We start from the raw sequence: 23,374 nt of genomic DNA on the forward strand, positions 1-23,374 counted from the left end.
GGACAATCAACACCTTTCGAGACCGTTTGTTAAAAATCGGGGGACGTGTCACTAAGCACGCCCGCAAGGTGATCTTGACGTTAGATAGCCGCATCCAAGAACAATTCGATGGTCTGTTCTGGCGAGCTTGGGAACGACTAAATGCTTTGTGGCAATAAAACAACGAAGTAGATTTTCAAAAAAATAGCAAAATCTGGCTGGTTTTAGTGTGCCCATTTTTCTCAAAAAACGCTCAATCGAAAAAAACACCCTGAAACCGTGCCAAGGTACTGGCAGTTTCAAGGTGATTTATCGTATTTTACTGATTTAGCTGTGGTTAAAAATTTAGTGCATGAATAATCCGGGTTTTATATAAGTCCCACAAAAACAAAAAAGCGCATACTCCAAATTCCCCCTGGTTACCCACCCAGGAAACTTGAAGCATACGCCCAACCGAAATCTCTATTCACTTCTACAAATTATTGATTGCGTGAGAACAAGTTGCTAAATGGTGACTCACCAGTGTTCGCAACTTGCGTCAAGAAAATCTTGATGGCTGTTTGAGTTGTCAAACCTTGTGACTTGAAAATCTCATCTGCCTTGTCCTTGACATTGTCCTCGACGCGCAATTGAATCAGCTTCTCTGCCATAACGATACTTCCCTTCGCAATTGTCTTAATTTGTATATGTGTATTGTAGCACACGCGCAACAGACAATACTATCAATATCATGGCATATTACTAGGGAATTGTAGGGCGAAACTATGACTTTTGTTTGACCGCGTCAAAATTCATATTATTTATTATCGGTATCAAAGATAATTGTAACTGGTCCGTCATTGACCAAGCTGACTTTCATATCAGCGCCAAACTCACCTGTGGCAACCGTCAAACCAGTCGCTGCCAATTTTGTATTAAATTGGTCATACATCTTTTCAGCGTAAGCTGGTGCACCCGCATCAGTGAAACTTGGTCGATTACCACGGCGCGTATTGGCATATAGTGTGAATTGCGAAATTGACAGAATTGATCCGCCAACATCTTGAATACTTAAGTTCATCTTACCGGCTTCGTCTTCAAAGACCCTTAAACCAGTAATCTTACGAACCAGGTAATCCAATTCAGCTTCCGTATCCGCATCTTGAATGGCGACAAGCAACATGTACCCTTGAGCGATTGCGCCCAATTCTTGGCCGTCAACCGTCACACTCGCTGATGATACTCGTTGTAAGACAACTCTCATTACTTAAATGCTCGCTTTACTTCATAGACATCCTTGACATTCTTAATCGAATCCATGATGTGTTCCAATTGTTCCAAGTTACGGACGCCGACGCTCAATGAAATGTTCACGTTGTTATTGTGATCAATACGCCCGTTAACAAAATTCAATGACTTCGTTGTATTATTCACTGTACGAATAACGTCATTCAACAACTTGTTGCGGTTAGTTGCTGCCACGGCCAAGTCAGCATCATACTCGTTCTTCGTATCACCTTCTGGCTTTTCCCAGGCAACATCAACCAAACGTTGACCTTCCGTTTCAGCTGCACGCAAGTTTGGGCATCCCAAACGGTGGACAGACACACCACGACCCTTGGTCACGTACCCGATAACTTCATCACCGGGTACTGGTGTACAACAACGACCCAAACGAACCAACAAGTTATCAACACCTTGAATCACAATACGATCTTCACCGTGCTGTGGCTTCTCCTTAGACTTCTTGCTTTCGTTTTCAATCGTTTGGTGTTCTTCCAAAATGGCCTTTTGTTCGGCTGCTTGACGCGCTTCTTCAAGTTCCGCACGCTTTTCTTCCGTAAACTTGTTTGCCACACCTTGGGGCTTCAAATCACCAAATCCAAGTGAGGCATACATGTCGTCAACACTGAGGAAGTGCAACTTTTCGGCTGCCTTTGCTTCGTTGTCGGCTTGCATCAATTCTTCAACATCAAAGCCTTCTTCAGCTAGCCAATCAGCAACCATCTTCTTACCGGCTTCAATGTTATCGTCCTTATCCAACTTACGGAAGTATTGCTTAATCTTGTTACGAGCACGACGCGTTGATACCAAATTCATCCAATCACGATTTGGCTCAGCGTTTTGTGACGTCACAATTTCAACAATATCACCCGTCTTAATTGGGTAATCCAACGGCACCATGCGGTCGTTAACCTTTGCACCTGTTGTGTGGTTACCCACATTGGTGTGGATGCTGTACGCCATATCCAATGGGCCAGCACCCTTTGCCAATTCAATCACGTCACCCTTTGGCGTAAAGGCAAAGACACGGTCCGTGAACAGGTCACCCTTAACCGATTCCATAAAGTCATCAGCATCACGCGCATCTTCTTGCAATTCCAAGATTCCTTGGATCACGTTCAACTTTTGTTGGTCCGCATTTTGTACATCAGCCCCAGCAAAGTTACCTTCCTTGTAGGCCCAGTGTGCAGCCACACCGAATTCAGCAACTTCGTGCATTTGGTACGTACGAATTTGCACTTCAAGTGGACGACCACCTGGTCCAATTACGGACGTGTGCAATGATTGGTAACCATTTGCCTTTGGTAGCGCAATATAGTCCTTGAAACGACCAGGCATTGGCGTCCAACGCGCGTGGATAGCACCCAATACGGCGTATGTTTCAGGAATTGTATCTACCAAGACACGGATGGCCAACAAGTCATAAATCTCGTCAAACTTCTTCTTCTTGTCCACCATCTTTCGGTAGATTGAATAGATGTGCTTTGGACGACCGTACACCTCAGCGTGTTGCAAATGCAATTCTGTAATTGCGTGCTCAATATCGCTAACTGCTTGGTCAACGATTTCCAAACGCTCTTGACGACGCAATTGCATTGACTTAGCGATGTCGTGGTAAGCCTCTGGCTCAAGATAGCGCAAAGACATATCTTCTAGTTCCCACTTAATCGTCATAATTCCCAAACGATCAGCCAATGGTGCGTAGATTTCCAACGTTTCTGACGCAATGCGCTTTTGCTTTTCTTCACGCAACGCGCTCAATGTACGCATGTTGTGCAAACGGTCAGCCAACTTAACGATGATGACACGAATATCGTGTGACATCGCCAACAACAACTTACGGTGATTTTCCGCCAGTTGCTCACGTGATGACTTGTATTCAATCTTTGACAACTTTGACACGCCGTCAACGATGACCGCCACGTCATGACCAAATTCACGTTCAACATCTTCTAACGTTGCTTCAGTATCCTCGACAACATCGTGCAGGTAACCTGCCACGACTGTATCTGGATCCATATGCAAGTCAGCCAAGATGCCAGCGACTTGAATCGGGTGAATAATGTAAGGTTCACCTGACTTACGCTTTTGTTCCTTATGCAAGTTGTAAGCAAAGTCGTATGCTTTATCAACTTTTTTAACATGGTCCTCGCTCATGTACCCAGCAACGAGGTCATGCACTTCTTGTGCGGTTAACACTTTTGCTTCTGCCATATATTTATCCTCTGTTTCCAAACAACCGCCGATGGGGATTCGAACCCGCAGCGTGTCATTCGTGCTTTATCCATCCGGATAGTTATTGTTTATTGTAACGCATTCACACCCATTTTTAATAGTTATTCGTATTACAAGCATAAGTCATTTATTCTTCCTGCAGTTAATCTGAGAAAAATAAAAAGCGAGTTCTCATAATTTGGAACTCGCTTCATTAAAAACAATCATTTAATCTGCCTGGAAAACAACATTGTTAGCGCCCAAAACTTCTTGTAGCGCCTTCATTGTGGCATCCCCAGCCGATAACCAATTACGTTGACCCAACGCCAACTTCTTACCATCAGCTTCGTATACCGCCAGCACCGGATTATTACCATGATGCGACATCACAACGGCATTCAACGCATCAAGCGCACCAGCCGCCTGGGCTGCTGCCGTGATACGCAAATACCAGCGTCCAGTACCCGGTTCAGTTGCCGTCACTTGCTCGGTTTGATTCTCAAAACGCTTAATAAACTGGCTTGCTTCAACAATCGTGTTCGCGACAATCTGAATATCATCACGACCGCGTTGCTGATCGACCTTACCCGTCACTACTAAAACCTTTTCAGGTACTAACAATGGCGCAACGCGTTGGAAGAGTTGCGGGAATAGTGTAATTGAAATTGATCCTGACAAGTCCATACCATCAACAAACGCCATTTGATCGCCCTTCTTGGTACGAATTTTTTTGACGTTCTCAACATAAATGACGACCGTCGCCTGGTTCATCCCCACCGCCAATGACGAAATATCAGTATGGCTGTTATCAGGAATTGCTGACAAGTATGGCTCAATTGGGTGTCCACTGAGGTAAACGCCCAGATAATCACGCTCGTAACCCAACTTTTCAGCCGGTGTAAAGTCTTCAATTTCACGAACCTTTGGCGTCAATGAAGCAAACAACGACATTGACTCACCCGCCAATCCAATCGCATCAATAAAGCCTTGCAATGACGCTAGGATTGACTTGCGAGTGAAACCAAATTCATCAAGTGCGCCAGCATAAACGAGTGGCTCAAGTTGTTCAACCTTGCGATACTTACTCTCTAGGCGCCCAATCAGGTTACCCAAATCCTTGTAAGCCCCGTTTTCTTGGCGTTCCTTCAAGATTGATTCACGGAAATCACGACGCATTCTGGCAATCGAGGCCAACCCCATCTGAAGTTCACCCTGCTTATTCATTGAATAACCTTGCCATGAGTGATTGATACTTGGTCCCAGCAACTTAACGCCAGAGGCTTTCGCTTCAGCAATATATGCACCGACCTTTTTCTTATCGGCGATGGCATCATTCAAAACAGCCTTGTAGAACGCAGCTGGGTAATGCGCCTTGATATAAGCCAACTGGAACGCTAGCTTTGAATACGCCACCGCGTGCGAACGATTAAATCCGTACTGGGCAAACGTTTCGATATAGCCAAATACTTGTTCAGAAACCTTTTCGTCATGACCATTTGCCACCGCACCAGCGATAAAGTCTGTCTTCATTGCTGCAATCTTAGCACCGTCTTTTTTCGACATCGCACGACGTAGCAAATCGGCGCCACCTAGTGAGAAGCCAGCAAATTGTTGCGCAACACGCATAACTTGCTCTTGATAAACAATAACGCCATAGGTTGGTGCTAGAATATCCGCCATACTTTGATCTGGCACGTCTTGCTTTTCTTGTCCATGCTTACGAGCCACGAAATGCGGAATGTTTTGCATTGGACCCGGACGGAACAACGCATTGGCCGCCACGATATCTTCAAAGCTATCTGGTTGCAGCTGACGCAAGATGTTCTTCATACCCGCTGATTCGAATTGGAACACGCCATTCGTCATACCGTGACGGAACAAACGTAGCGTTGCATCATCATTCAGGTTGATGTTCGCAATATTAAAGTTGGCACCATCTTCTGTTTTCTGAATTTCACGTAACGCGATATCCAAAATGTTCAAATTGGAAAGGGCCAAGAAATCCATCTTCAACAATCCAAGCGCTTCAACAGGCCCCTTTGGTAATTGCGTCACTAAACGCCCATCTTCGCCCAACTGAACCGGCATTGTTTGGACTAGCGGATCAGCTGAAAGGACGACACCGGCTGCGTGCAGTGATGAATTACGTGGCAATCCTTCCAACTTACGCGCTGTTTGATACAACAATTCACCATCGACTGGCAAATCAATCAACGCATTACGGAAAGGCTGTGATGATTCATACGCTGCTTCCAAATCGGCCGCATCACGTGGCATCGACTTAGACAGTGCATCAATTTGTGTCGGATTTAAGCCAAACACACGCGCAACGTCACGGATAACGGCACGTTGCGCCATGGTTGAAAACGTAATAATCTGAGCAACCCGTTCATGACCGTATTTCTCATGCAAATATGATAGGACTTCTTCACGACGATTATCAGGAATATCAATATCGATATCGGGCATTTGGGCACGTTCTGGATTCAAGAAACGCTCAAACAGCAAATCGTACGCAATTGGATCAACATCTGTAATCCATAATGTGTAGGCCACTAGCGAACCTGCCGCTGATCCACGTCCTGGACCAGTTCGGATGGCACTTTTGTGTGCAAAATTAAGCACATCCCAGACAATTAGGAAATAATCCGCAAATCCTAATTCAACAATAACATCCAATTCATGGGCCAAACGTTCTTGATAAGCCGTTTCATCAACCGACAAACCATGCAACCGATTCTTTAACCCAGTTGTTGCTAATTCACGTAAATAGTCAGCTGACGTTTGACCATTCGGCGTTTCAAATGGTGGCAAGGTTACCTTTGACTTCACTAGTTCAAACTCACTGTGCTCAGCAATCCAATCGGTATTCGCAACCGCATCCCCCAAACCGCGTGACACAAATTCAGCCGTCCACTCATCAGCAGATTCCAAATAAGCTGTGGCGGGTTCACGTTGCGCCTGAGCGACATTCGCAATAACTTCACCTTGACCAATCTTACGAATCACCTGTGCCGCAAATTGATCCTGCGGGTCCGCGTAGTCAACTTCTGTCAAAGCTAGCAAACGGGCACCAGTGTTCTCTGACAATTGGCGTAATTGTGCGATCAATTCGTCACGCATCCCCGTTGATACACCCAAAAAGACATGGTTCGCATCGCTTACCGCACTAATACTTTGCACCATATCCATTGCACGGTCTGGTTCGGCGCCCAAAATAACCGGCAACTCGCCGACACTCGGCAACACAATATATAATCCAGCCAAATAAGCCGTCAACATATCGAACGTCACAACATCCGAAGTCGTCTTCAACAAGCTACTAATAGCCAACAGGTTGTGATAACCGGTTTGATTCTCAACCAGCAACACAATCGGATAATGTTGTGATGTCGCCAACCCCTGAATTGTAATCGTTAATCCTAAAATTGGTTTGATATCAGCCGACTTGGCAGCACGGTAAAAATTGTCCATGCCATACAAGACGTCATTGTCCGTCATCGCAACGGCAGTGTACCCCTTAGCTTTTGCAGAGGCCACAAGTTGACTTGGCATCATGGGACTTTGTAACAAACTGAATGCTGTTTTGGTTTGTAGTGGTACCATATCTGCCCCTTCCTGAACATCATCGTTCAAATTCGTTTTAACTTAATTTCATTATAGCGATAACCCGAAAAAAAGACCACCCGCAGAACGGATGGTCTTTTAGAGTCGTGTGTACAACTATTAATCTTCCGCCTTGGCCGCATCCTTAGGAGCAGCAGACTTTGAGATAGCTGAAAATGCAACCGTACCGATTACACCAATCACCATCGCAAACAATGACGTAGTAGTTGCGTTGTATGAAGTTCCTTCAAGGGCACTACCGATGTAACCGATAATTTCGCCCAAGATGAACGTCCAGAAGAAAGTTACGACGTACTTCATTTTTCTACCTCTTAGCCTCTTTCGGCCAAAATGATTTTACCTGAACAGTTTACGCCTATTTTCGAAAAAAGTCACATGTTAATTGCTACTGTAACAAAATTAACGGCGCGTGTACTTCACAATACGCCAATCGTATTGATTGTCGTCATTGGCTGGACCAGAAGCAATTTCCTCGCCAAGCCAAATCGTCTTATCAACGGGAGCCATTAGAACGTCACCCATAAAATCAGTATCCAAGTAAGTAACGTACAAGATGTCTGCCACCGGCAAGTAGCTGTCGTAAATCGCCTTACCACCGATAACGGCCAACTTCATGTCGTTTTCGTCAGCAATTCGCTCAGCTTCATCCATACTGTAAACTTTATCGAAACCAGCTGGCACAGCCAAATTCTCGTCGTGTGTCAACACCATGTTAATGCGTTCTGGCAATGCACGTCCACCAAAACTTAGCATGGTGTTACGTCCCATCAACGCCACTTGGTGAATCGTTTGTTCCTTAAAGAACTTCATGTCGGCCTTTTGGCGCCATGGAATTGACCCATTCAACGCAATCGTCCCATTGTTAGTTTGTGCCCAGATCAAAATCTTTTCAGCCATTATCGCTTACCCCTCTACGCGTTCTGATAGCTCTTCCCAGCGCATCATCTTATCTTCGAGCGCTTGGTTTGTTTCATCCAATTGTGCTTGCAACTCGCTTAACTTACCAAAATCAGCCCCATTTTCGACCATGTCGGCCTCAATTTGGCTAATCTTCCCCTCAAGTTCAGCAATGTCGTCTTCGATTGTGTCCCACTCTTTTTGTTCGCCCCACGTCAACTTCTTTTTCTTCGGCGTCTCAGCAACCGGCTTCTTTTCAACAGCTGGCTTAGCAGGCTTTGGGGCATCCGTCGTTGGTGCGCCAAATTCCGCCAAGTAATCGCTGAACATCCCACGGTAACGGGTAATTTGACCGGCACCGCGGAAAATAATCAATTGGTCAGCAACCTTATCCAAGAAGTAACGGTCGTGGGAAACGGTAATAACCGTACCAGCGAATGAACGCAAATAATCTTCCAAAACCGTCAACGTGCCGATATCCAAGTCGTTAGTTGGCTCGTCCAAAAGCAACACGTTTGGTTGTTGAATCAACAACTTCAACAAGTACAAACGACGCTTCTCACCACCTGAAAGTTGGCGAATCAACGTGCCGTGCATGAAGCTCGGGAACAAGAATTGCTCCAACAGTTCAGCAGCAGACACAACGTTACCATCACGATCAGTCACTTCTTCAGCAACTTCAGAAAGGTACGCCAACATGCGCTTGTCCTTGGGAATTGGTTCTGTGACTTGTGTGTAGTAAGCCATCTTAACCGTCTCACCGATTTCAATCACACCAGAATCTAGTTGTTGGACACCTGCAATCGCATTCAACAACGTTGACTTTCCAGTTCCATTTGGACCGGTAATCCCAATGCGTTGGTTCGCTTGAATCAATTCATTGAAATCATCCAAAATCACACGACCATCAAAGGCCAAGCTAGCATGTTCAATGTTGATAACCTTCTTACCCAAGCGTTGTTGTCCCATATTGACTTCAACATCGCCTTCAACTTGACGGGTTCCTTGTTGCGCTGCCAAGTCAGCAAAGGCATTTTCACGGGCCTTTTGCTTTGTAGAGCGCGCCTTCGCACCCGTACGCATCCAAGCCAATTCCTTCTTGTAAAGTTGGGCAGACTTGTGTTCAGCAACCGCTTCAGCCTCAACACGTTCAGCCTTAGACGTCACATACTTCTCGTAGTTACCAATGTATTCGTACAACTTACCAAATGACATTTCAAAAATGCGGTTCGTCACAATATCCAAGAAGTAACGATCGTGGGTAACTGTCATCACAGCACCCTTGTAATCAGACAAGTACTTTTCCAACCACTCGATTGAATCAAAATCCAAGTGGTTGGTTGGCTCGTCCAAAAGCAACAAATCAGGTGCTTGAATCAACACTTGGGCCAATCCAACACGCTTACGTTGTCCACCAGACAAAGCCGACACTGGCAAATCCAAATTAGGCAGGTGCAATTGCGTCAAAATCGTCTTCACTTCAGACTCAGCTACCCAAGCATCTTCTTGCGTCATTTGTTGTTCCAACTTCGTATAGCGGTTCAACAATTTCTCGTCAGTTGGGTTAGCTGAATAAGCTTCCAAAGCCGCTTCGTAATCACGAATCAACTGGAACACTGGTTGCGCACCAGCAAAGATAGCTTCCATCACCTTCTTGTCACCGTCTAGCGGTGGCTCTTGTTGCAAATAACCAATCGTGTAGTCATTTGGCGTATCGATTGACCCACTGTCAGCTGGGTTCAAACCAGAAATGGCGTTCAACAAAGTCGTCTTACCAGTTCCATTCACACCAACAATCCCGACACGGTCGCCCGTTTCAATCAAAAAAGATACTTGGTCAAGCAGTGTTTTCTCACCATAAACACTCTTTAAATCAGTCGCGCGTAGTTGCTTCATTACTTATTCGTCTCTTTCCCTACCATCTTTTGTGCTTCAGCTTGCAACACAGCATGGTTGTTTGCCAAATCACCAGCAACGACCTTACGTTCAAGGGTTGCCAAAATCTTTCCAAACAATGGTCCTGGCTTAAGGCCCATGCCCTTAGTCAAATCACCACCATTAAAGGCCAATTCGTTCTTTGTCTTAATCTTCAAGTCAGCATAGCGACTTTCAAGCTTTGACACATCGACCACTAGCTCACTCAAAGTTGCAACACGAAGCGCGTTGTCGATTGCTGCCCCAGTCTCGTACAAGTCCCAGGCTTCAACATCACCTAAGCGCAACTTGTTCAACAACTTGATTGATGCCTTGATGGTCTTCACCACGTCATTTGAGTGCTTCCACTTCTTCAAGAACACACCTGCATCTTCAGGTGTCAAACCAAGTTCGAAGGCCAACAACGTCCATGCTTCTTCATCATTAGCTGGTTGTTGATCAGCCAACAAGTCTGCATAGCCAATCAAATCAATGTCGGCCGTTTCAAGACCGGGCATGTACTTGTTCAACGTCGTGGCAATCATTTCTAGCAAACCATAACGCGCTGCCTTACCTTGAAGGAGCTTCGTGAATTCGACATTCGTACGCTCAATCGCAATGTTAGCCAACAAGTGTGCATTATCCTTAACAGCTTGTAGCGTCTTCTCTTCAATCTTGAAGTCCAATTGTGCTGCAAAGCGAACCGCACGCATCATGCGCAACGCATCTTCATGGAAACGTTCTTCCGCTTCACCAACCGCACGCAAGATGTGATTGTCCATGTCTGACAAGCCGTCAAACATATCAATAATTTCGCCGTCCTTCGTCAACGCAAAGGCATTCACCGTGAAATCACGACGCTTCAAGTCTTCTTCTAGTGAACGGACGAACGTTACTTCGTCAGGACGACGGAAATCCGTGTACGTTGATTCCGTTCGGAACGTCGTCGTCTCATAACCTTGGCCGTGATCCAAAATCATCACTGTGCCATGTTCAATACCAGTATCAACTGTACGATCAAACAAAGCCTTTACTTCTTCAGGATAGGCAGAAGTCGCAATATCAACGTCGTGGATTGGCTTGCCCAACAAAATGTCACGCACTGATCCACCAACGAAGTATGCTTCAAAACCGGCTGCTTCGATTGTTTCAAGAATTGGTAGCGCCGCCACGAATTCGGCGGGCATCTTTTCTAACTTCATTTCAAAGGTCCTCCTTGGACTTACTCGTCCCTTAAGTATACCAGGAAATGGCCGTTCGTACGGCATTAAATCAAAGCAACCCACATTTCAAAAGAATGAACATTCATTTATAAACACCATGGTGACTTGCCCGCTAAAACACTGAGCTTCGGCGTGCGATACAGCATACCAGAGAGCAAGTATGTGAACCCGAAAACCACCAGCAAACTTACTGGTACTGTTACCAATAGCAGCCATGAATCCACCGACAGACGTGAGAGTAACGCACTTAGAATAGTCAAAATGACAGTTTGACTCAGATACATACCAAACGAAATTTTTGACCCAAATGATACTGCATCCACTACCCACTTTGGCAGCTCATTGTTTTCGCGTGCTTGGGCATACTTCATACCGAGTGTCATCGCCCATGCAATGACAACCACCGCATAGAATAAGACAAACGGTTGATGCACGTTTTGTGCTTGATCAATTGTGCGATCCAAAACATTTCGATTAATGCCAAACACAGCAATTGTTAAGGCACCCAGCACCCCCACGGCCACTGTTAATTGCCGGCGATACATCATTAGCTTCGACATCACTCGATGATAGTGAATAGCCACGTAGCCACCTAGTACAAAATAGAATTGGTACGTGAAGAAGTTGTAGCCGTACTCTCTAAACCACCATAGCCAGTGTGACGTATCTACGTTTGGAATAGCATATTTGATAACCGTCAACGTGATTAGTTGCAAGATCAGCGAAATTACAAGTAATTGCTCGTGATTAAATTGCTTAAACAACCATCGCAAAGCAGGAAAAACTAGATAGAACTGTAACGTCACAATCACGTAGTACATGTAGAAGTCATCCCCGTATAGCCAATTCTTTGTTAACGTACTCAAGAATTCGTTAGCCGTCGCATTTTGAATCGCCGCTTGAATACTGGTATAAATCAAAATCCAAAGTAGGTACGCCCAGATAATTCCGAAGAACCGTTTCCGCCAGAATCGCCAAATATCCAGTTTCTTAGCGTAATAGTTCAAAAAGATGACTAACCCAGACACGAACATAAAGCCCAACCGACTGAAGTGTAGCGTCATGTGCGTCGCAAATAAATACTGTGAAGCAAATGTATCATTTGGAATTGCTTCATTAATTTTCGTCGTCACGTGCGTCGCAATCACGCTGAAAATAAACAACACGCGCAATAGGTCCACCTCATAGAGATATTTTCTTGGTTTCTCTGCATTCTCACTTGGCATAAGCGCCTCCTCAATATCACTTTGCTTGCTATGGTAGTGAACGCGACTTAAACCAGACTTGAAGTTCTTTTCAATGGTTCCATATTTTAAACTCGTTAATAACCAAAACATCTGTACTCTCACGGATATTTCATTTTTCTGTTTTCCATCATATTTTGAATGCTCAAAGAATCAGATTAAAAATCAGAATGCACATACATCAACATCCATACATAAAAAATTCCCTGTTTAAATTCAGAATCAAATTTAAACAGGGATTTATCTGTTATCAAAGAGCATTCAACTGTTCTTTTGCGTTAGTAATTTCAATACTATCATCTGGAAACAAAACAAATTCTTGCATCTCAGCTTTTATTATTCGTTGTTCAATTTCTTCATTAAAAGGCTTGGCTTTATTTAGTCCAATCATATGGTCTCCACCTTTAATTAATTCAAAATCACTATTAAAAACCAACTAATAGCTTAAATTTATTTTTCAATCATCTGACAAAAAATCTATTGGTAAGCATTCTTCAATTCTTTTGCATACGTACTGACAAGCAGTTCTGCATCCGCTTTCGGAAATCTCCATTGAATCATGGCTTGTCCGTCTGAAATGTCGTCTCTATCAAAATGACTCTTTATTAGCCTAATAGTGGCTTGGCCATCAATCATCCTGAGCGTTAGCCGTGAACCGAATATATCTCTAGCAGTATACAAGTCACGATCAGCCGCTTCCTCTACTACTCCTATTTCAGACGTCATTTCAATAACGGGTTTAACTTTAAGTACGTATTTTTGTCTTCTATAAGTTTCGATAATTACCGTTATATATTGTAAATCACCCAATACATACCCGGACCACTGCAAATCTGATGTACTGAAATTCCTATTTAGGCTCACATAGGATTCGGGATTGATTTCTAGCACATCTTCGTTGTACAACATAAAGTTATAATCTTTTCGTCCCTTGTCACTCAATACATAAGTAATTTTTCTAACCGCATCTCCGCCTTTCCCATTATTGAACCCATAAAGCTCAATTGAAATCCCAAAACAGTTATAACCATCACTCTTCTTTGAAATCGTCATGGTTATTTCAGGTTTAAAATCTACGCTTTTCCCGCTATACGAAAAATATAATGACAGTACAACTGCGCCAACCGTGCCTATGGCACTTAGCCAGTTTGGAATAACTTCAGACAAGAATTTGCTATTCATTGTTACATCAGGAACAACAAACCAAAAAATAACAGAGACGGCTACCGCCTTCGCAAACAATACAACATATCGAACCATGACAAATTACTCTTACTCCCATGAGAATATGCCCTTAACCAGGCTGCTAGCATAATGCGTTTCTACTCCGCTTATATTATTTTATTCTAACAGACACAGAGCACGTCTTTAACTATCCTACAAATATGTGGGGTTTATATTTAAACTAATTACCAACAAGAAACCCTACGCCCGTGCATTGTAAACAAACCAACGCATTACAGACTGACGGTGATACGAAGCTTTTTCAACATACATGTAAATACCGGAAAAAGAATCATCCAAACCTGGCAAAAATAAAGCGTTTCACAAAATAAAAAAGCTATTCAAAAGTCGCGGTGACCAAAAGCAATCAAAAAAACTGTTAAATTACGCCGTTATACTAACACCAAATAAAACACCGTTGTAATCAAGCTTACTGACTCGATTACAACGGTGTTATTTGTTTTTTCTTATTGCACAGTCACTGACTTAGCCAAGTTACGTGGACGATCCACGTCTAGGCCACGACCCAATGATGTGTAGTAGGCCAACAATTGCGTTGGCACAACTGATAGCAATGGTGACAACAATTCGTTGACGTTTGGCAAGATGAAGTCATCACCTTCCTTAGCCAATTCTTCAGTCACAATTGTGTAAGCACGTGAACCACGCGCTTGCGTTTCAGCCAAGTTTCCACGAACCAAGCCCGCCGTCTTTGATTGCGTAATCAAGGCAATCACTGGCGTACCTTCTTCGATCAAAGCCAACGTACCGTGCTTCAACTCACCAGCGGCGAATCCTTCAGCTTGTACGTATGAGATTTCCTTCAACTTCAAAGCAGCTTCCAATGAAACCGTTGAATCAACCCCACGACCGATGAAGAATGCATTACGTGACTCAACCAACATCTCGTTGGCAACGCGTTGCAACGTTTCCTTGTCATCGACGATTCCTTGGATACCAACGGCAATCTTTGACAAGTCTTGCTCCAAGTTGAAGCCAAGTGCATCGCGGTCAGCGACTGCGTATGCCAAGATAGCTTGCAAACCAACTTGGGCAACGTAAGCCTTCGTTGAAGCGACGGCAATTTCAGGTCCTGCCAACAATGGCAAAGCGTACGTTGCTTCACGCCACAACGTTGACTTTTCAACGTTCGTCAACGTCAATGACTTAAAGCCTTGTTCGTTAACGTTTTGCAAAACTTCACGTGAGTCAGCCGTTTCACCTGATTGCGTCAAGAAGATAAAGAATGGCTTCTCTGACAACAATGGTTGCTCATAAGCAAATTCAGATGACAAGTGCACTTCCGTTGGAATACCTGCCCATTGTTCGAACAAGCGCTTTCCGACCAAACCAGCGTGGTATGACGTACCAGCAGCAACGATGTACAAACGATCAGCAGCCTTGATGTCATCCAAGATGGCTTGACCGACGTGTACACCACCTTCGCTATCCAAATACTTTTCAATCAAGTGGCGGATAACAATCGGTTGCTCGTCAATTTCCTTCAACATATAGAATGGGTAAGTTCCCTTATCCGTCTCTGATGCGTCAATGTCCAAGTGGAAAGGCTCACGTGACGTTTCAACACCATCTGCACCGAACAAACGAACGTTATCAGGATCGATGATGGCAATTTCACCATCGTGCAATTCGATAAAGTCGTGCGTTTGGTCCAACATAGCAACCGCGTCAGACGTTACAACGTTAAAGTCTTCACCAACCCCAATTAGCAAAGGTGACTTTTGCTTTGCAACATACATACGCTCTGGCTCATTACGGTCCATCAACAAGAATCCGTAAGCTGAGTTAACATCCAACAAGCTAATCAACTTCTTCAAAGCATCGAATGTTGTCATGCCTTCATCAACAAACTTACCAATCAGTTGCACGGCCACTTCAGTATCAGTATCTGAGTGGAATGTCACATCTGACAAGTACTCTTGCTTCAACTCAAGGTAGTTTTCGATAACCCCGTTGTGCACCAAGTAGAAACGGCCGCCTGCAGATAGGTGTGGGTGTGCGTTGTTAATTGATGGCACACCGTGAGTTGCCCAACGAGTGTGTGCGATACCACTTGTACCCGTCACGTTCTTCGTATCAACCAATGCTTCAAGCTGCGCAACACGACCCTTTTCCTTAACCAATTGGTCGGTTCCCAAAGCTTGGTCAGCCACGAAGATACCAGCTGAATCGTAACCACGGTATTCAAGCTTTTCCAATCCCTTCAACAAGATCGGTGCTGATTGGTAGTTCAAACCAGTAAATCCAACAATTCCGCAAAACATATATATTTCCCCCTAATGCACTTTTATAAACAAAGTGGTATACCACTTAGAGTTTTCATTGCGTTTTAATACAAAGACTATTATTGCACAAACAAAAACATAATCAACTGGAAATCGGACATTTGTGAATTAATTGGTATAAATTGGTATAGGTGTAACTATACAAAATTTAGCGAATCGTAAAACGTTTTAGAATTCATACCATTACCGACATGCACAGAAAAACGCCGAGTCACTTGCGTGATTCGGCGTTTCAAATTTAGCGACTTAACGCTTCTTAGACTTCTTTACGGGGCGATAGTCCGGATCCATCTTCTGATACTCACGGACAGCGCGATCAATTTTCTTATTCAATACATTCATTCCAAACATACTGTTCCCCCCCTTTTGTTCTTTGTCATTGTAAAGGAAAGCTTTACAAATCTGTAATATTAATTTACTCCTAATATCGAACAATGTCAACAGTCATTAGCGTGTTGTTTGGATTTGCGTCACAATTGTTTCACCGTGTTGCCACAAATCAAGTCCAGTTGCCTCGGCCTTCTCATTCACACGCAATGGCGTTATCACGGCAACCGCTTTCGCAATTACCCAAGTCATGACAACCGACAAGATGATTGTCAGCACAATTGCTGCTACCTGAATGCCGAATAAATGCCAGCCACCAGCCAGCAAACCGGCTTGTCCTGATAATGCCTTAGTTGCAAAAATACCAGTAAACAAGCCACCAGCGACACCGCCAACACCGTGCAAGCCAAAGGCATCCAGTGTGTCATCATATCCCATTCGGTACTTAATGACCGTGGTTGCGACGTACACGATCAACGCGACGATACCACCTGTAATCGCAGCACCAACCGGTTCGATGAACCCAGCACCTGGCGTAATTGCGACCAATCCCGCGATACTACCGGACACAGCTCCCGACACCTTAACCTGCTTAAATACTAGCAAATCGAACATCACCCAAGTTAGCATCGCCGTTGCGGCCGCAAGACTTGTGTTCAAGAAGGCCAAGATTGCCACGCCATCTGCTGCCAATGCTGAACCCGAGTTGAATCCAAACCAACCGAACCACAACAGGCCACCACCAATAACGATTGAGAGCATGTTATGCGCCGTCAATTGCGTAACGTGCTGACGCTTACCAATCAACAATGCCAAAACCAATCCTGAAACACCCGATGAAATGTGAACCACATCCCCACCAGCAAAATCAATGGCACCCATTTGAGCTAGCAAGCCACCACTCCAAACCATGTGAGCCAATGGCACGTATACCAACATCATCCAGCCAATCAAGAATAATACAAACGCCTTGAAGTTCATACGTCCCACAACCGCACCAGCGATGATTGCCATCGTAATCATTGGAAACATCCCCTGGAACAAGGCGAACGCACCATCAGGAATTGATAGGCCACGCGTACTTTGTGTCATCGAGACACCGTTCAAAAAGGCATGCTTTAAATCTCCAATAATTGGTCCGTTACCACTAAACGTCAATGAGTAGCCAACCGTGAACCACAACACACCCCCTATGGCGATGGCAATCAAAACCATAGCCAGTGTGTTAACCGTTGATCTAACGTCCGAAAATCCACCGTAAAACAACGCAAGGCCTGGCACCATTAACCAAACTAACGCTGAACTCATTAATACCCATGCTATATCCGATCCGCTCATGTTATCACCCTCCGTCTTTCTAATCGTTCCTTAACTTTACGATTAGTATAGGCGCCATTTTGATAATCGGAACGAACCTTGTCAGGAATGCTTACATATTGTGGTATAGGTCAAAATCCCTTGTATACACAAAAAGACTAGGTCCATTCAGACCTAGTCTTTTGTTGAAGTGTTAAATACCTAGAATTAGATAGTCAACAATTCCTTTTCCTTTTCAGCAGCGATGCTGTCGATGTTCTTCACCGCAGCGTCAGTTGCCTTTTGGATGTCATCTTCAAGCTTACGAGCTTCGTCTTCTGACATGTCACCGTTCTTCAATGCCTTCTTGGCATCGTCCATGGCGTCACGACGAACGTTACGAACCGCAACCTTAGCCTTTTCAGACTCACCCTTAACTTCCTTAGCCAATGACTTACGAGTCTCCTCAGTCAAGGCAGGAATTACCAAACGGATTACAGATCCGTCGTTGGCAGGCGTCAATCCTAGGTCAGAAGCAAAGATAGCTTGCTCAACGTCCTTCAAGATTGACTTGTCAAATGGTGTAATCAACAAAACGCGGGCTTCAGGCACCGTAATTGATGCCAATTGGTTCAATGGTGTTTCTGCACCATAGTACTCAGCCGTAACGTTACGCAAGATTGATGGGTTTGCAACACCCGCACGGATGTTACCTAGCTCACGACGCAAAACGTCAGCAGCCTTACCCATACGCTCATTTGCTGAATCAAGAATTGGGTTTGCCATGTTACTTTACCTCCACGGTCGTTCCGATATTCTCGCCTAATACAACACGCTTGATGTTACCAGCCGTGTTCATGTTAAAGATTACCAAATTGATGTCGTTATCCATAGACAACGTTGAGGCCGTTGAGTCCATGACCTTAAGTTCCTTCTCAATGATGTCCTTGTGAGTCAAAGTCTCATACATCGTTGCATCAGGATTCTTACGTGGGTCATCGCTGTACACACCGTCAACACCGTTCTTAGCCATCAAGATAGTTTCGGCGTTGATTTCAGCGGCACGCAAAGCAGCCGTTGTATCAGTTGAGAAGTATGGTGAACCAGTTCCGGCACCAAAAATCACAACGCGTCCCTTTTCCAAGTGACGAACAGCCTTACGACGTACGTAAGGTTCAGCCACTTGTCGCATCTCGATAGCAGTTTGTACACGTGTAGGAACGTTGTGTGACTCCAAAGCATCTTGCAATGTCAAGGCGTTCATCGTCGTTCCCAACATACCAACGTAATCAGCTTGGGCACGTTCCATGCCTAGCTTAGCGCCAGCTTCTCCACGCCACAAGTTACCACCGCCGACAACGATAGCAATTTCAACGCCAAGGTCGTATACGTCCTTAATTTCTGCCGCAATACTGTTGACAGTTTCAGGATCGATTCCATAGCCGCGTTCACCAGCCAAAGCCTCACCTGACAACTTCAAAAGTACGCGCTTGTACTTTACGTCTGCCATTTTTTAGTAGCCTCAGTTCCGGATTAACCGATTTGTGCGGCAACTTCAGCAGCAAAGTCAACGTTAGCCTTTTCCATACCTTCACCAACTTCGTAGCGAACGAATGAAACAACCTTGCCACCCTTTGACTCAACAAACTTAGCAACAGTTTCCTTACCGTCACCCTTAACGAATGGTTGGTCAACCAATGAGATGTCAGCCAAGAACTTGTTCAAACGACCTTCAACCATCTTTTCCTTGATGTTGTCAGGCTTTCCTTGCAAGTCTTCTGAGTTCATTTGAACTTCCTTCTCGTGTGCCAAGACATCAGCAGGAACTTCTTCGCGTGAAACGTATTGTGGTGCAATGGCTGCAACGTGCATAGCAACGTCCTTAGCAGTCTCTGCATCAGCACCGTCCAACAATACTACAGATGAGATACGTCCACCCATGTGTGAGTAAGTTCCGAACTCTTGTCCTTCACTCTTTTCAACGATTTGGAAGCGACGCAAAGTGATCTTCTCACCAGTAACTTGCGTCGTGCGGATGATCATTTCGTTCAACGTAGCGTCTTCAGAAACTTGCAAAGCCAATGCAGCTTCTACATCAGCTGGCTTGAATTCAACGATTGCGTTTGCAACAGCGTGCAACAAGTCGTTAAACTCAGCGTTACCAGCAACGAAGTCAGTTTGTGAGTTCAATTCGATGATTGCAGCAGCGTTGTCCTTAACGGCAACGAAAGTCATACCTTCGGCAGCAACGGCGTCAGCCTTCTTAGCAGCCTTAGCCATTCCCTTTTCGCGCAATACGTCGATTGCCTTGTCCATGTCACCGTCAGTCTCAACCAACGCCTTCTTGGCGTCCATCATTCCGACACCAGTCTTTTCACGCAATTCCTTAACTTGTGAAGCAGTAATAGCCATTGTTATGGTCTCCTTGTAAATGCTAAATCTTTATCTATAAAAGTATACATGATTTCTTAGGTTATATCTAGTATACCGACATAGAACTTTCAAAATTAAAGATGCCCAATCACATCTTCTACTTACAATACGAAAAAAGAGCTACATCTGCAAGCAGACATAACTCCATTAGTTCTTAATATTAGTGGATGAACAAGACACCAGCTGGTGAAATCGTGCGTGATGACACAACGTATTCACCTTGTGCGTTCATTTCTGAAATCGTCACCATACCACCGTTAACACCCGTCACAACGGCAACGTGTCCGTATGATGAGGCACCGGCTACACCTGGCATGAAGACAGCAACTGATCCAACAGTTGGGTTTGAGTCTACCAAACGTCCTGCAGCGGCTGCGCTGGCTGCCCATTGGTTAGCGTTTCCCCAGAAGTTACCGACCCATGGCAACGTGTTCTTTACGTACCACGTGCATTGACCAGCGTAGTATGAGTTACCGGCAACTGCAGTCGTATCCGTGTTGTAGCTAGGTGCTTGTGATACTGGTGCTTCTGAAACAGCTTCTGAGGCCACTGGTGCTTGTGCAACAACTGACTCTTCAGCAGGTGCTACTTCGGCAACAGGTGCAACTGATTCTGCAACTTCTTCAGCGGCTACTGGTGCAACCGTAGCTTCTGACGCTACAACTGCGCCTGACGTCAACTTGATTTCTTGATCAACTACGATGAAGTTCGCATCTGAGATACCGTTTGCGGCAGCAATTTCTTCAGTCGTCAAATCCGTTGCTGATGCAATCGTTGACAAAGTGTCACCCTCTTGCACAATGTAAGTCTCACCGGCAGATTGTACGGCCACCTTAACATCATCAACCGTCTTTGCGCGCCATGATGACGTTGGTTGTGCTGACTCGTCGGCTGAAACAGACGTCGTCATAACCATTGGTACGATTGCAGCCGCGGCTGCAACAACCGTCGCTGCGACCCGGTTCTTACCTGACTTGTACATCTTCTTGTGTGAATTAGCGTTTTGCATGATTAACTCCCTTTGATTGTCGCTCGTGTAAAGCGTCTCTTCTCTTGTTTTTCTTAAATCGTATTTCGTTGTCGCCTGAACAACAGATATAAGCTTATCGAGCGCACGTAACACTCATATAACAGCTATAAAACAAGTTGTAATTCACACAATATTCACAAACTAAAATAGGCCGAAACCTTGATAAATAGGGTTTCGGCCTATTTTAACTAATTCACAACTTCACATTTGATTCATAATTAAAAGTATCTTTTTAGCGATTTTCGTTACTTTATCCAACGTAATATGACAAAATGTTACACATTTTTCAGAAAATAACACAAAATACTACTTAAATTCACCCGTCACGTCGTCCAATTGCGTGACTTGGTTAGTCGTTGCATCGTAGTGGTACATCCCCGCCGTACTCGTCACTTGTGGGTCAGCCGGATTGTCTTCACGAGATTCAATTTGATAAACCGAACCAGTGTTTGACCTAATGTAGAACGTTACACCATGACGTAGTGAACCGTGATCACGTACGTAAGCAACAACCGCATCAACTGCACGTTCAGAATCACTAACTGGCGCTGGCGTTACAGACTCAGCTGTGACAGACGTGGCTGCTGGTTGCGCAACTGGTGCCACTTCAGTTTGTGATGTTGCTTCACTGACAACCGGTGCCGATGACGCAACTGAAGAACTGACAGATGATGAACTACTTGATGAAACAGATGAGCTGCTTGAAGACTCACGACTTGATGATGACTTTACAACCTTTGAGCTAGCCTTCGCCTGCTTAGCTTCCTGCGTTGTTGTATCGCGACCATCAGCCACATTCCACGCCATCGCACCACCAAACCCTAGCAGGAATACTAGTGCGACAATTCCAATTGCCTTTACGCCTTTCATCGATTTATCCCCCGTTTAATCTTATTTGTTGTCATAATCATAACATACGTTACAGCAATGTAACAATGATGTTTATAAAACTTTTCATAAACGGATTTTTGAATTTTAATGGCGTTAGACGCAAAAAGAGCACTTACCCGAGAGTAAGTGCTCTTTTTAACCGATTAAAATCGAATTAGTTGTTACCTTCAACGATTTCAGTCAATTCTTCGATTGAAGCTGCCTTGTCAGCACCTTCAGCTGCGAAGTCATCTGCAGAAACTGCGTCTTCACCTTGGTTACCCTCGATGATAGCGTCAGCCATCTTAGCAGTGATCAAGCGAACGGCACGGATAGCGTCGTCGTTTGATGGGATCTTCACATCGATTTGGTCAGGGTCGGCGTTCGTGTCAACCATAGCCACGATAGGAATGTTCAACTTGTGTGCTTCTTGCACAGCCAATTGTTCCTTGTGAGGATCAACGATGAACAACAAGTCAGGAATCTTAGGCATATCTGCGATACCACCCAAGAACTTCTCCAACTTCTCGCGTTGCTTGTTCAACAAAGCAACTTCCTTCTTTGGCAAACGATCGAAAGTTCCATCTTCTGCCATTGCGCGCAATTCCTTCAAGCGTGCAACACGCTTTTGGATCGTTGACCAGTTAGTCAACGTTCCACCCAGCCAACGGTGGTTTACGAAGTACATGTTTGCACGAGTTGCTTCTTCAGCAATTGCATCTTGAGCTTGCTTCTTAGTACCAACGAACAAAACCGTAGCACCGTTAGCAGCTGCGTCGCGAACGTAGTTGTAAGCTTGGTCAACCAACTTCACCGTCTTTTGCAAGTCGATGATGTAGATTCCGTTACGCTCCGTAAAGATGTATTCTGACATCTTTGGGTTCCAACGACGAGTTTGGTGTCCGAAGTGAACACCAGCTTCAAGCAATTGCTTCATTGAGATAACTGCCATGAGTATCTGCCTCCAAATGTTTTTCCACCTAGCCTCGCATGTAATTCCGCGACCCTTTGCGGGCACACCGTAGAACTATTGAGAACTAGTGAGTAATTTTTTATGGTCTAAGACCAAGAACAAATGATACATGATTTTGGGTAAGTAGTCAAGATGGTAATTTTTACGATTTGCTCTTTCCCGATTCAAAATTGAATAATAGAAAAAACGAAGGCAACTACTTACTATCGGATTTTGTGATTAACTTTTCCTGTAAGTCGCTGAAATATTTTCCCAAAAGCACTTTTGAGTACTGGGGATCACGTTTAAACTTATTTGCCATCTTTTCCATATATTTCGAATCCAGCATCCTATTAGCGACTCCCAAAGAAATTTCTTTCTTCAACGGACTCAATTCCAGCAACTTTGTGTAGTTTTTTTCAACAACGGATTGCTCAAGAATAGATTTACCCGGATTATTCATGCACTAAATTTTTAACCACAGCTAAATCAGTAAAATACGATAAATCACCTTGAAACTGCCAGTACCTTGGCACGGTTTCAGGGTGTTTTTTTCGATTGGGCGTTTTTTGAGA

19 protein-coding genes are annotated in these 23,374 nt (G+C 44.5%); all 19 read right to left on the minus strand.

Annotation, left to right across the window (positions count from 1 at the left end):
- Positions 1 to 458: 458 nt before the first annotated feature.
- The 19 genes from C6P11_RS06530 to rpsB all read right to left on the minus strand — a co-directional run bounded on the left by C6P11_RS06530 (position 459) and on the right by rpsB (position 22,799).
- Entirely contained in the window at positions 459 to 629 is a 171-nt protein-coding gene (locus C6P11_RS06530; protein ID WP_003607683.1) for a type II toxin-antitoxin system RelB/DinJ family antitoxin, read from the minus strand.
- 146 nt (positions 630 to 775) lie between these two features.
- Positions 776 to 1,222 carry a D-aminoacyl-tRNA deacylase gene (dtd, locus tag C6P11_RS06535; protein WP_135519679.1) on the minus strand — a complete coding sequence of 149 codons (447 nt, stop codon included), beginning with the start codon at positions 1,220 to 1,222 and terminating at the stop codon, positions 776 to 778.
- Positions 1,222 to 3,456: a RelA/SpoT family protein gene (locus C6P11_RS06540; protein ID WP_135519681.1), complete on the minus strand. Its 2,235-nt coding sequence runs from the start codon at positions 3,454 to 3,456 to the stop codon at positions 1,222 to 1,224. The genes dtd and C6P11_RS06540 overlap by 1 nt, the downstream gene beginning before the upstream one ends.
- 228 nt (positions 3,457 to 3,684) lie before the next feature.
- Entirely contained in the window at positions 3,685 to 7,062 is a 3,378-nt protein-coding gene (locus C6P11_RS06545) for a DNA polymerase III subunit alpha (RefSeq protein WP_135519683.1), read from the minus strand.
- A 120-nt stretch (positions 7,063 to 7,182) separates the two neighbouring features.
- Complete coding sequence (locus C6P11_RS06550) at positions 7,183 to 7,383, minus strand: YjzD family protein (protein ID WP_003607687.1); 201 nt, start codon at positions 7,381 to 7,383, stop codon at positions 7,183 to 7,185.
- Positions 7,384 to 7,482: 99 nt separating this feature from the next.
- Positions 7,483 to 7,980, minus strand: coding sequence for a dihydrofolate reductase (locus tag C6P11_RS06555; protein WP_135519684.1), 498 nt, complete (start codon positions 7,978 to 7,980; stop codon positions 7,483 to 7,485).
- A 6-nt stretch (positions 7,981 to 7,986) separates the two neighbouring features.
- Positions 7,987 to 9,876: an ABC-F family ATP-binding cassette domain-containing protein gene (locus C6P11_RS06560; protein WP_135519686.1), complete on the minus strand. Its 1,890-nt coding sequence runs from the start codon at positions 9,874 to 9,876 to the stop codon at positions 7,987 to 7,989.
- Positions 9,876 to 11,096: a CCA tRNA nucleotidyltransferase gene (locus tag C6P11_RS06565; RefSeq protein WP_135519688.1), complete on the minus strand. Its 1,221-nt coding sequence runs from the start codon at positions 11,094 to 11,096 to the stop codon at positions 9,876 to 9,878. The genes C6P11_RS06560 and C6P11_RS06565 overlap by 1 nt, the downstream gene beginning before the upstream one ends.
- 107 nt (positions 11,097 to 11,203) lie before the next feature.
- Positions 11,204 to 12,343 carry an acyltransferase gene (locus tag C6P11_RS06570; RefSeq protein ID WP_167849545.1) on the minus strand — a complete coding sequence of 380 codons (1,140 nt, stop codon included), beginning with the start codon at positions 12,341 to 12,343 and terminating at the stop codon, positions 11,204 to 11,206.
- 268 nt (positions 12,344 to 12,611) lie between these two features.
- A complete protein-coding gene (locus C6P11_RS10985) occupies positions 12,612 to 12,752 on the minus strand; it encodes a hypothetical protein (RefSeq protein WP_167849546.1) in 141 nt (46 codons plus the stop codon).
- Between the two features lie 86 nt (positions 12,753 to 12,838).
- Positions 12,839 to 13,621, minus strand: coding sequence for a hypothetical protein (locus C6P11_RS06575; RefSeq protein ID WP_135519692.1), 783 nt, complete (start codon positions 13,619 to 13,621; stop codon positions 12,839 to 12,841).
- 431 nt (positions 13,622 to 14,052) lie between these two features.
- Positions 14,053 to 15,870, minus strand: coding sequence for a glutamine--fructose-6-phosphate transaminase (isomerizing) (glmS, locus tag C6P11_RS06580; protein ID WP_135519694.1), 1,818 nt, complete (start codon positions 15,868 to 15,870; stop codon positions 14,053 to 14,055).
- Positions 15,871 to 16,338: 468 nt separating this feature from the next.
- Entirely contained in the window at positions 16,339 to 17,556 is a 1,218-nt protein-coding gene (locus C6P11_RS06585; protein ID WP_135519696.1) for an ammonium transporter, read from the minus strand.
- Positions 17,557 to 17,742: 186 nt separating this feature from the next.
- Positions 17,743 to 18,300, minus strand: coding sequence for a ribosome recycling factor (frr, locus tag C6P11_RS06590; RefSeq protein WP_135519698.1), 558 nt, complete (start codon positions 18,298 to 18,300; stop codon positions 17,743 to 17,745).
- A gap of 1 nt (position 18,301) precedes the next feature.
- Positions 18,302 to 19,024, minus strand: coding sequence for a UMP kinase (gene pyrH / locus C6P11_RS06595; RefSeq protein WP_135519700.1), 723 nt, complete (start codon positions 19,022 to 19,024; stop codon positions 18,302 to 18,304).
- A gap of 23 nt (positions 19,025 to 19,047) precedes the next feature.
- Positions 19,048 to 19,926: a translation elongation factor Ts gene (tsf, locus tag C6P11_RS06600; protein WP_135519702.1), complete on the minus strand. Its 879-nt coding sequence runs from the start codon at positions 19,924 to 19,926 to the stop codon at positions 19,048 to 19,050.
- 181 nt (positions 19,927 to 20,107) lie between these two features.
- Positions 20,108 to 20,956, minus strand: a complete 849-nt coding sequence (locus C6P11_RS06605; protein WP_135519704.1) for a COG3942 and LysM peptidoglycan-binding domain-containing protein — start codon at positions 20,954 to 20,956, stop codon at positions 20,108 to 20,110.
- A gap of 327 nt (positions 20,957 to 21,283) precedes the next feature.
- A complete protein-coding gene (locus C6P11_RS06610; RefSeq protein WP_135519706.1) occupies positions 21,284 to 21,847 on the minus strand; it encodes a hypothetical protein in 564 nt (187 codons plus the stop codon).
- Positions 21,848 to 22,022: 175 nt separating this feature from the next.
- Complete coding sequence (gene rpsB, locus C6P11_RS06615) at positions 22,023 to 22,799, minus strand: 30S ribosomal protein S2 (protein WP_003607713.1); 777 nt, start codon at positions 22,797 to 22,799, stop codon at positions 22,023 to 22,025.
- Positions 22,800 to 23,374 lie beyond the last annotated feature (575 nt).

Source organism: Weissella confusa, assembly GCF_004766315.1.
Classification (GTDB): domain Bacteria; phylum Bacillota; class Bacilli; order Lactobacillales; family Lactobacillaceae; genus Weissella; species Weissella confusa_A.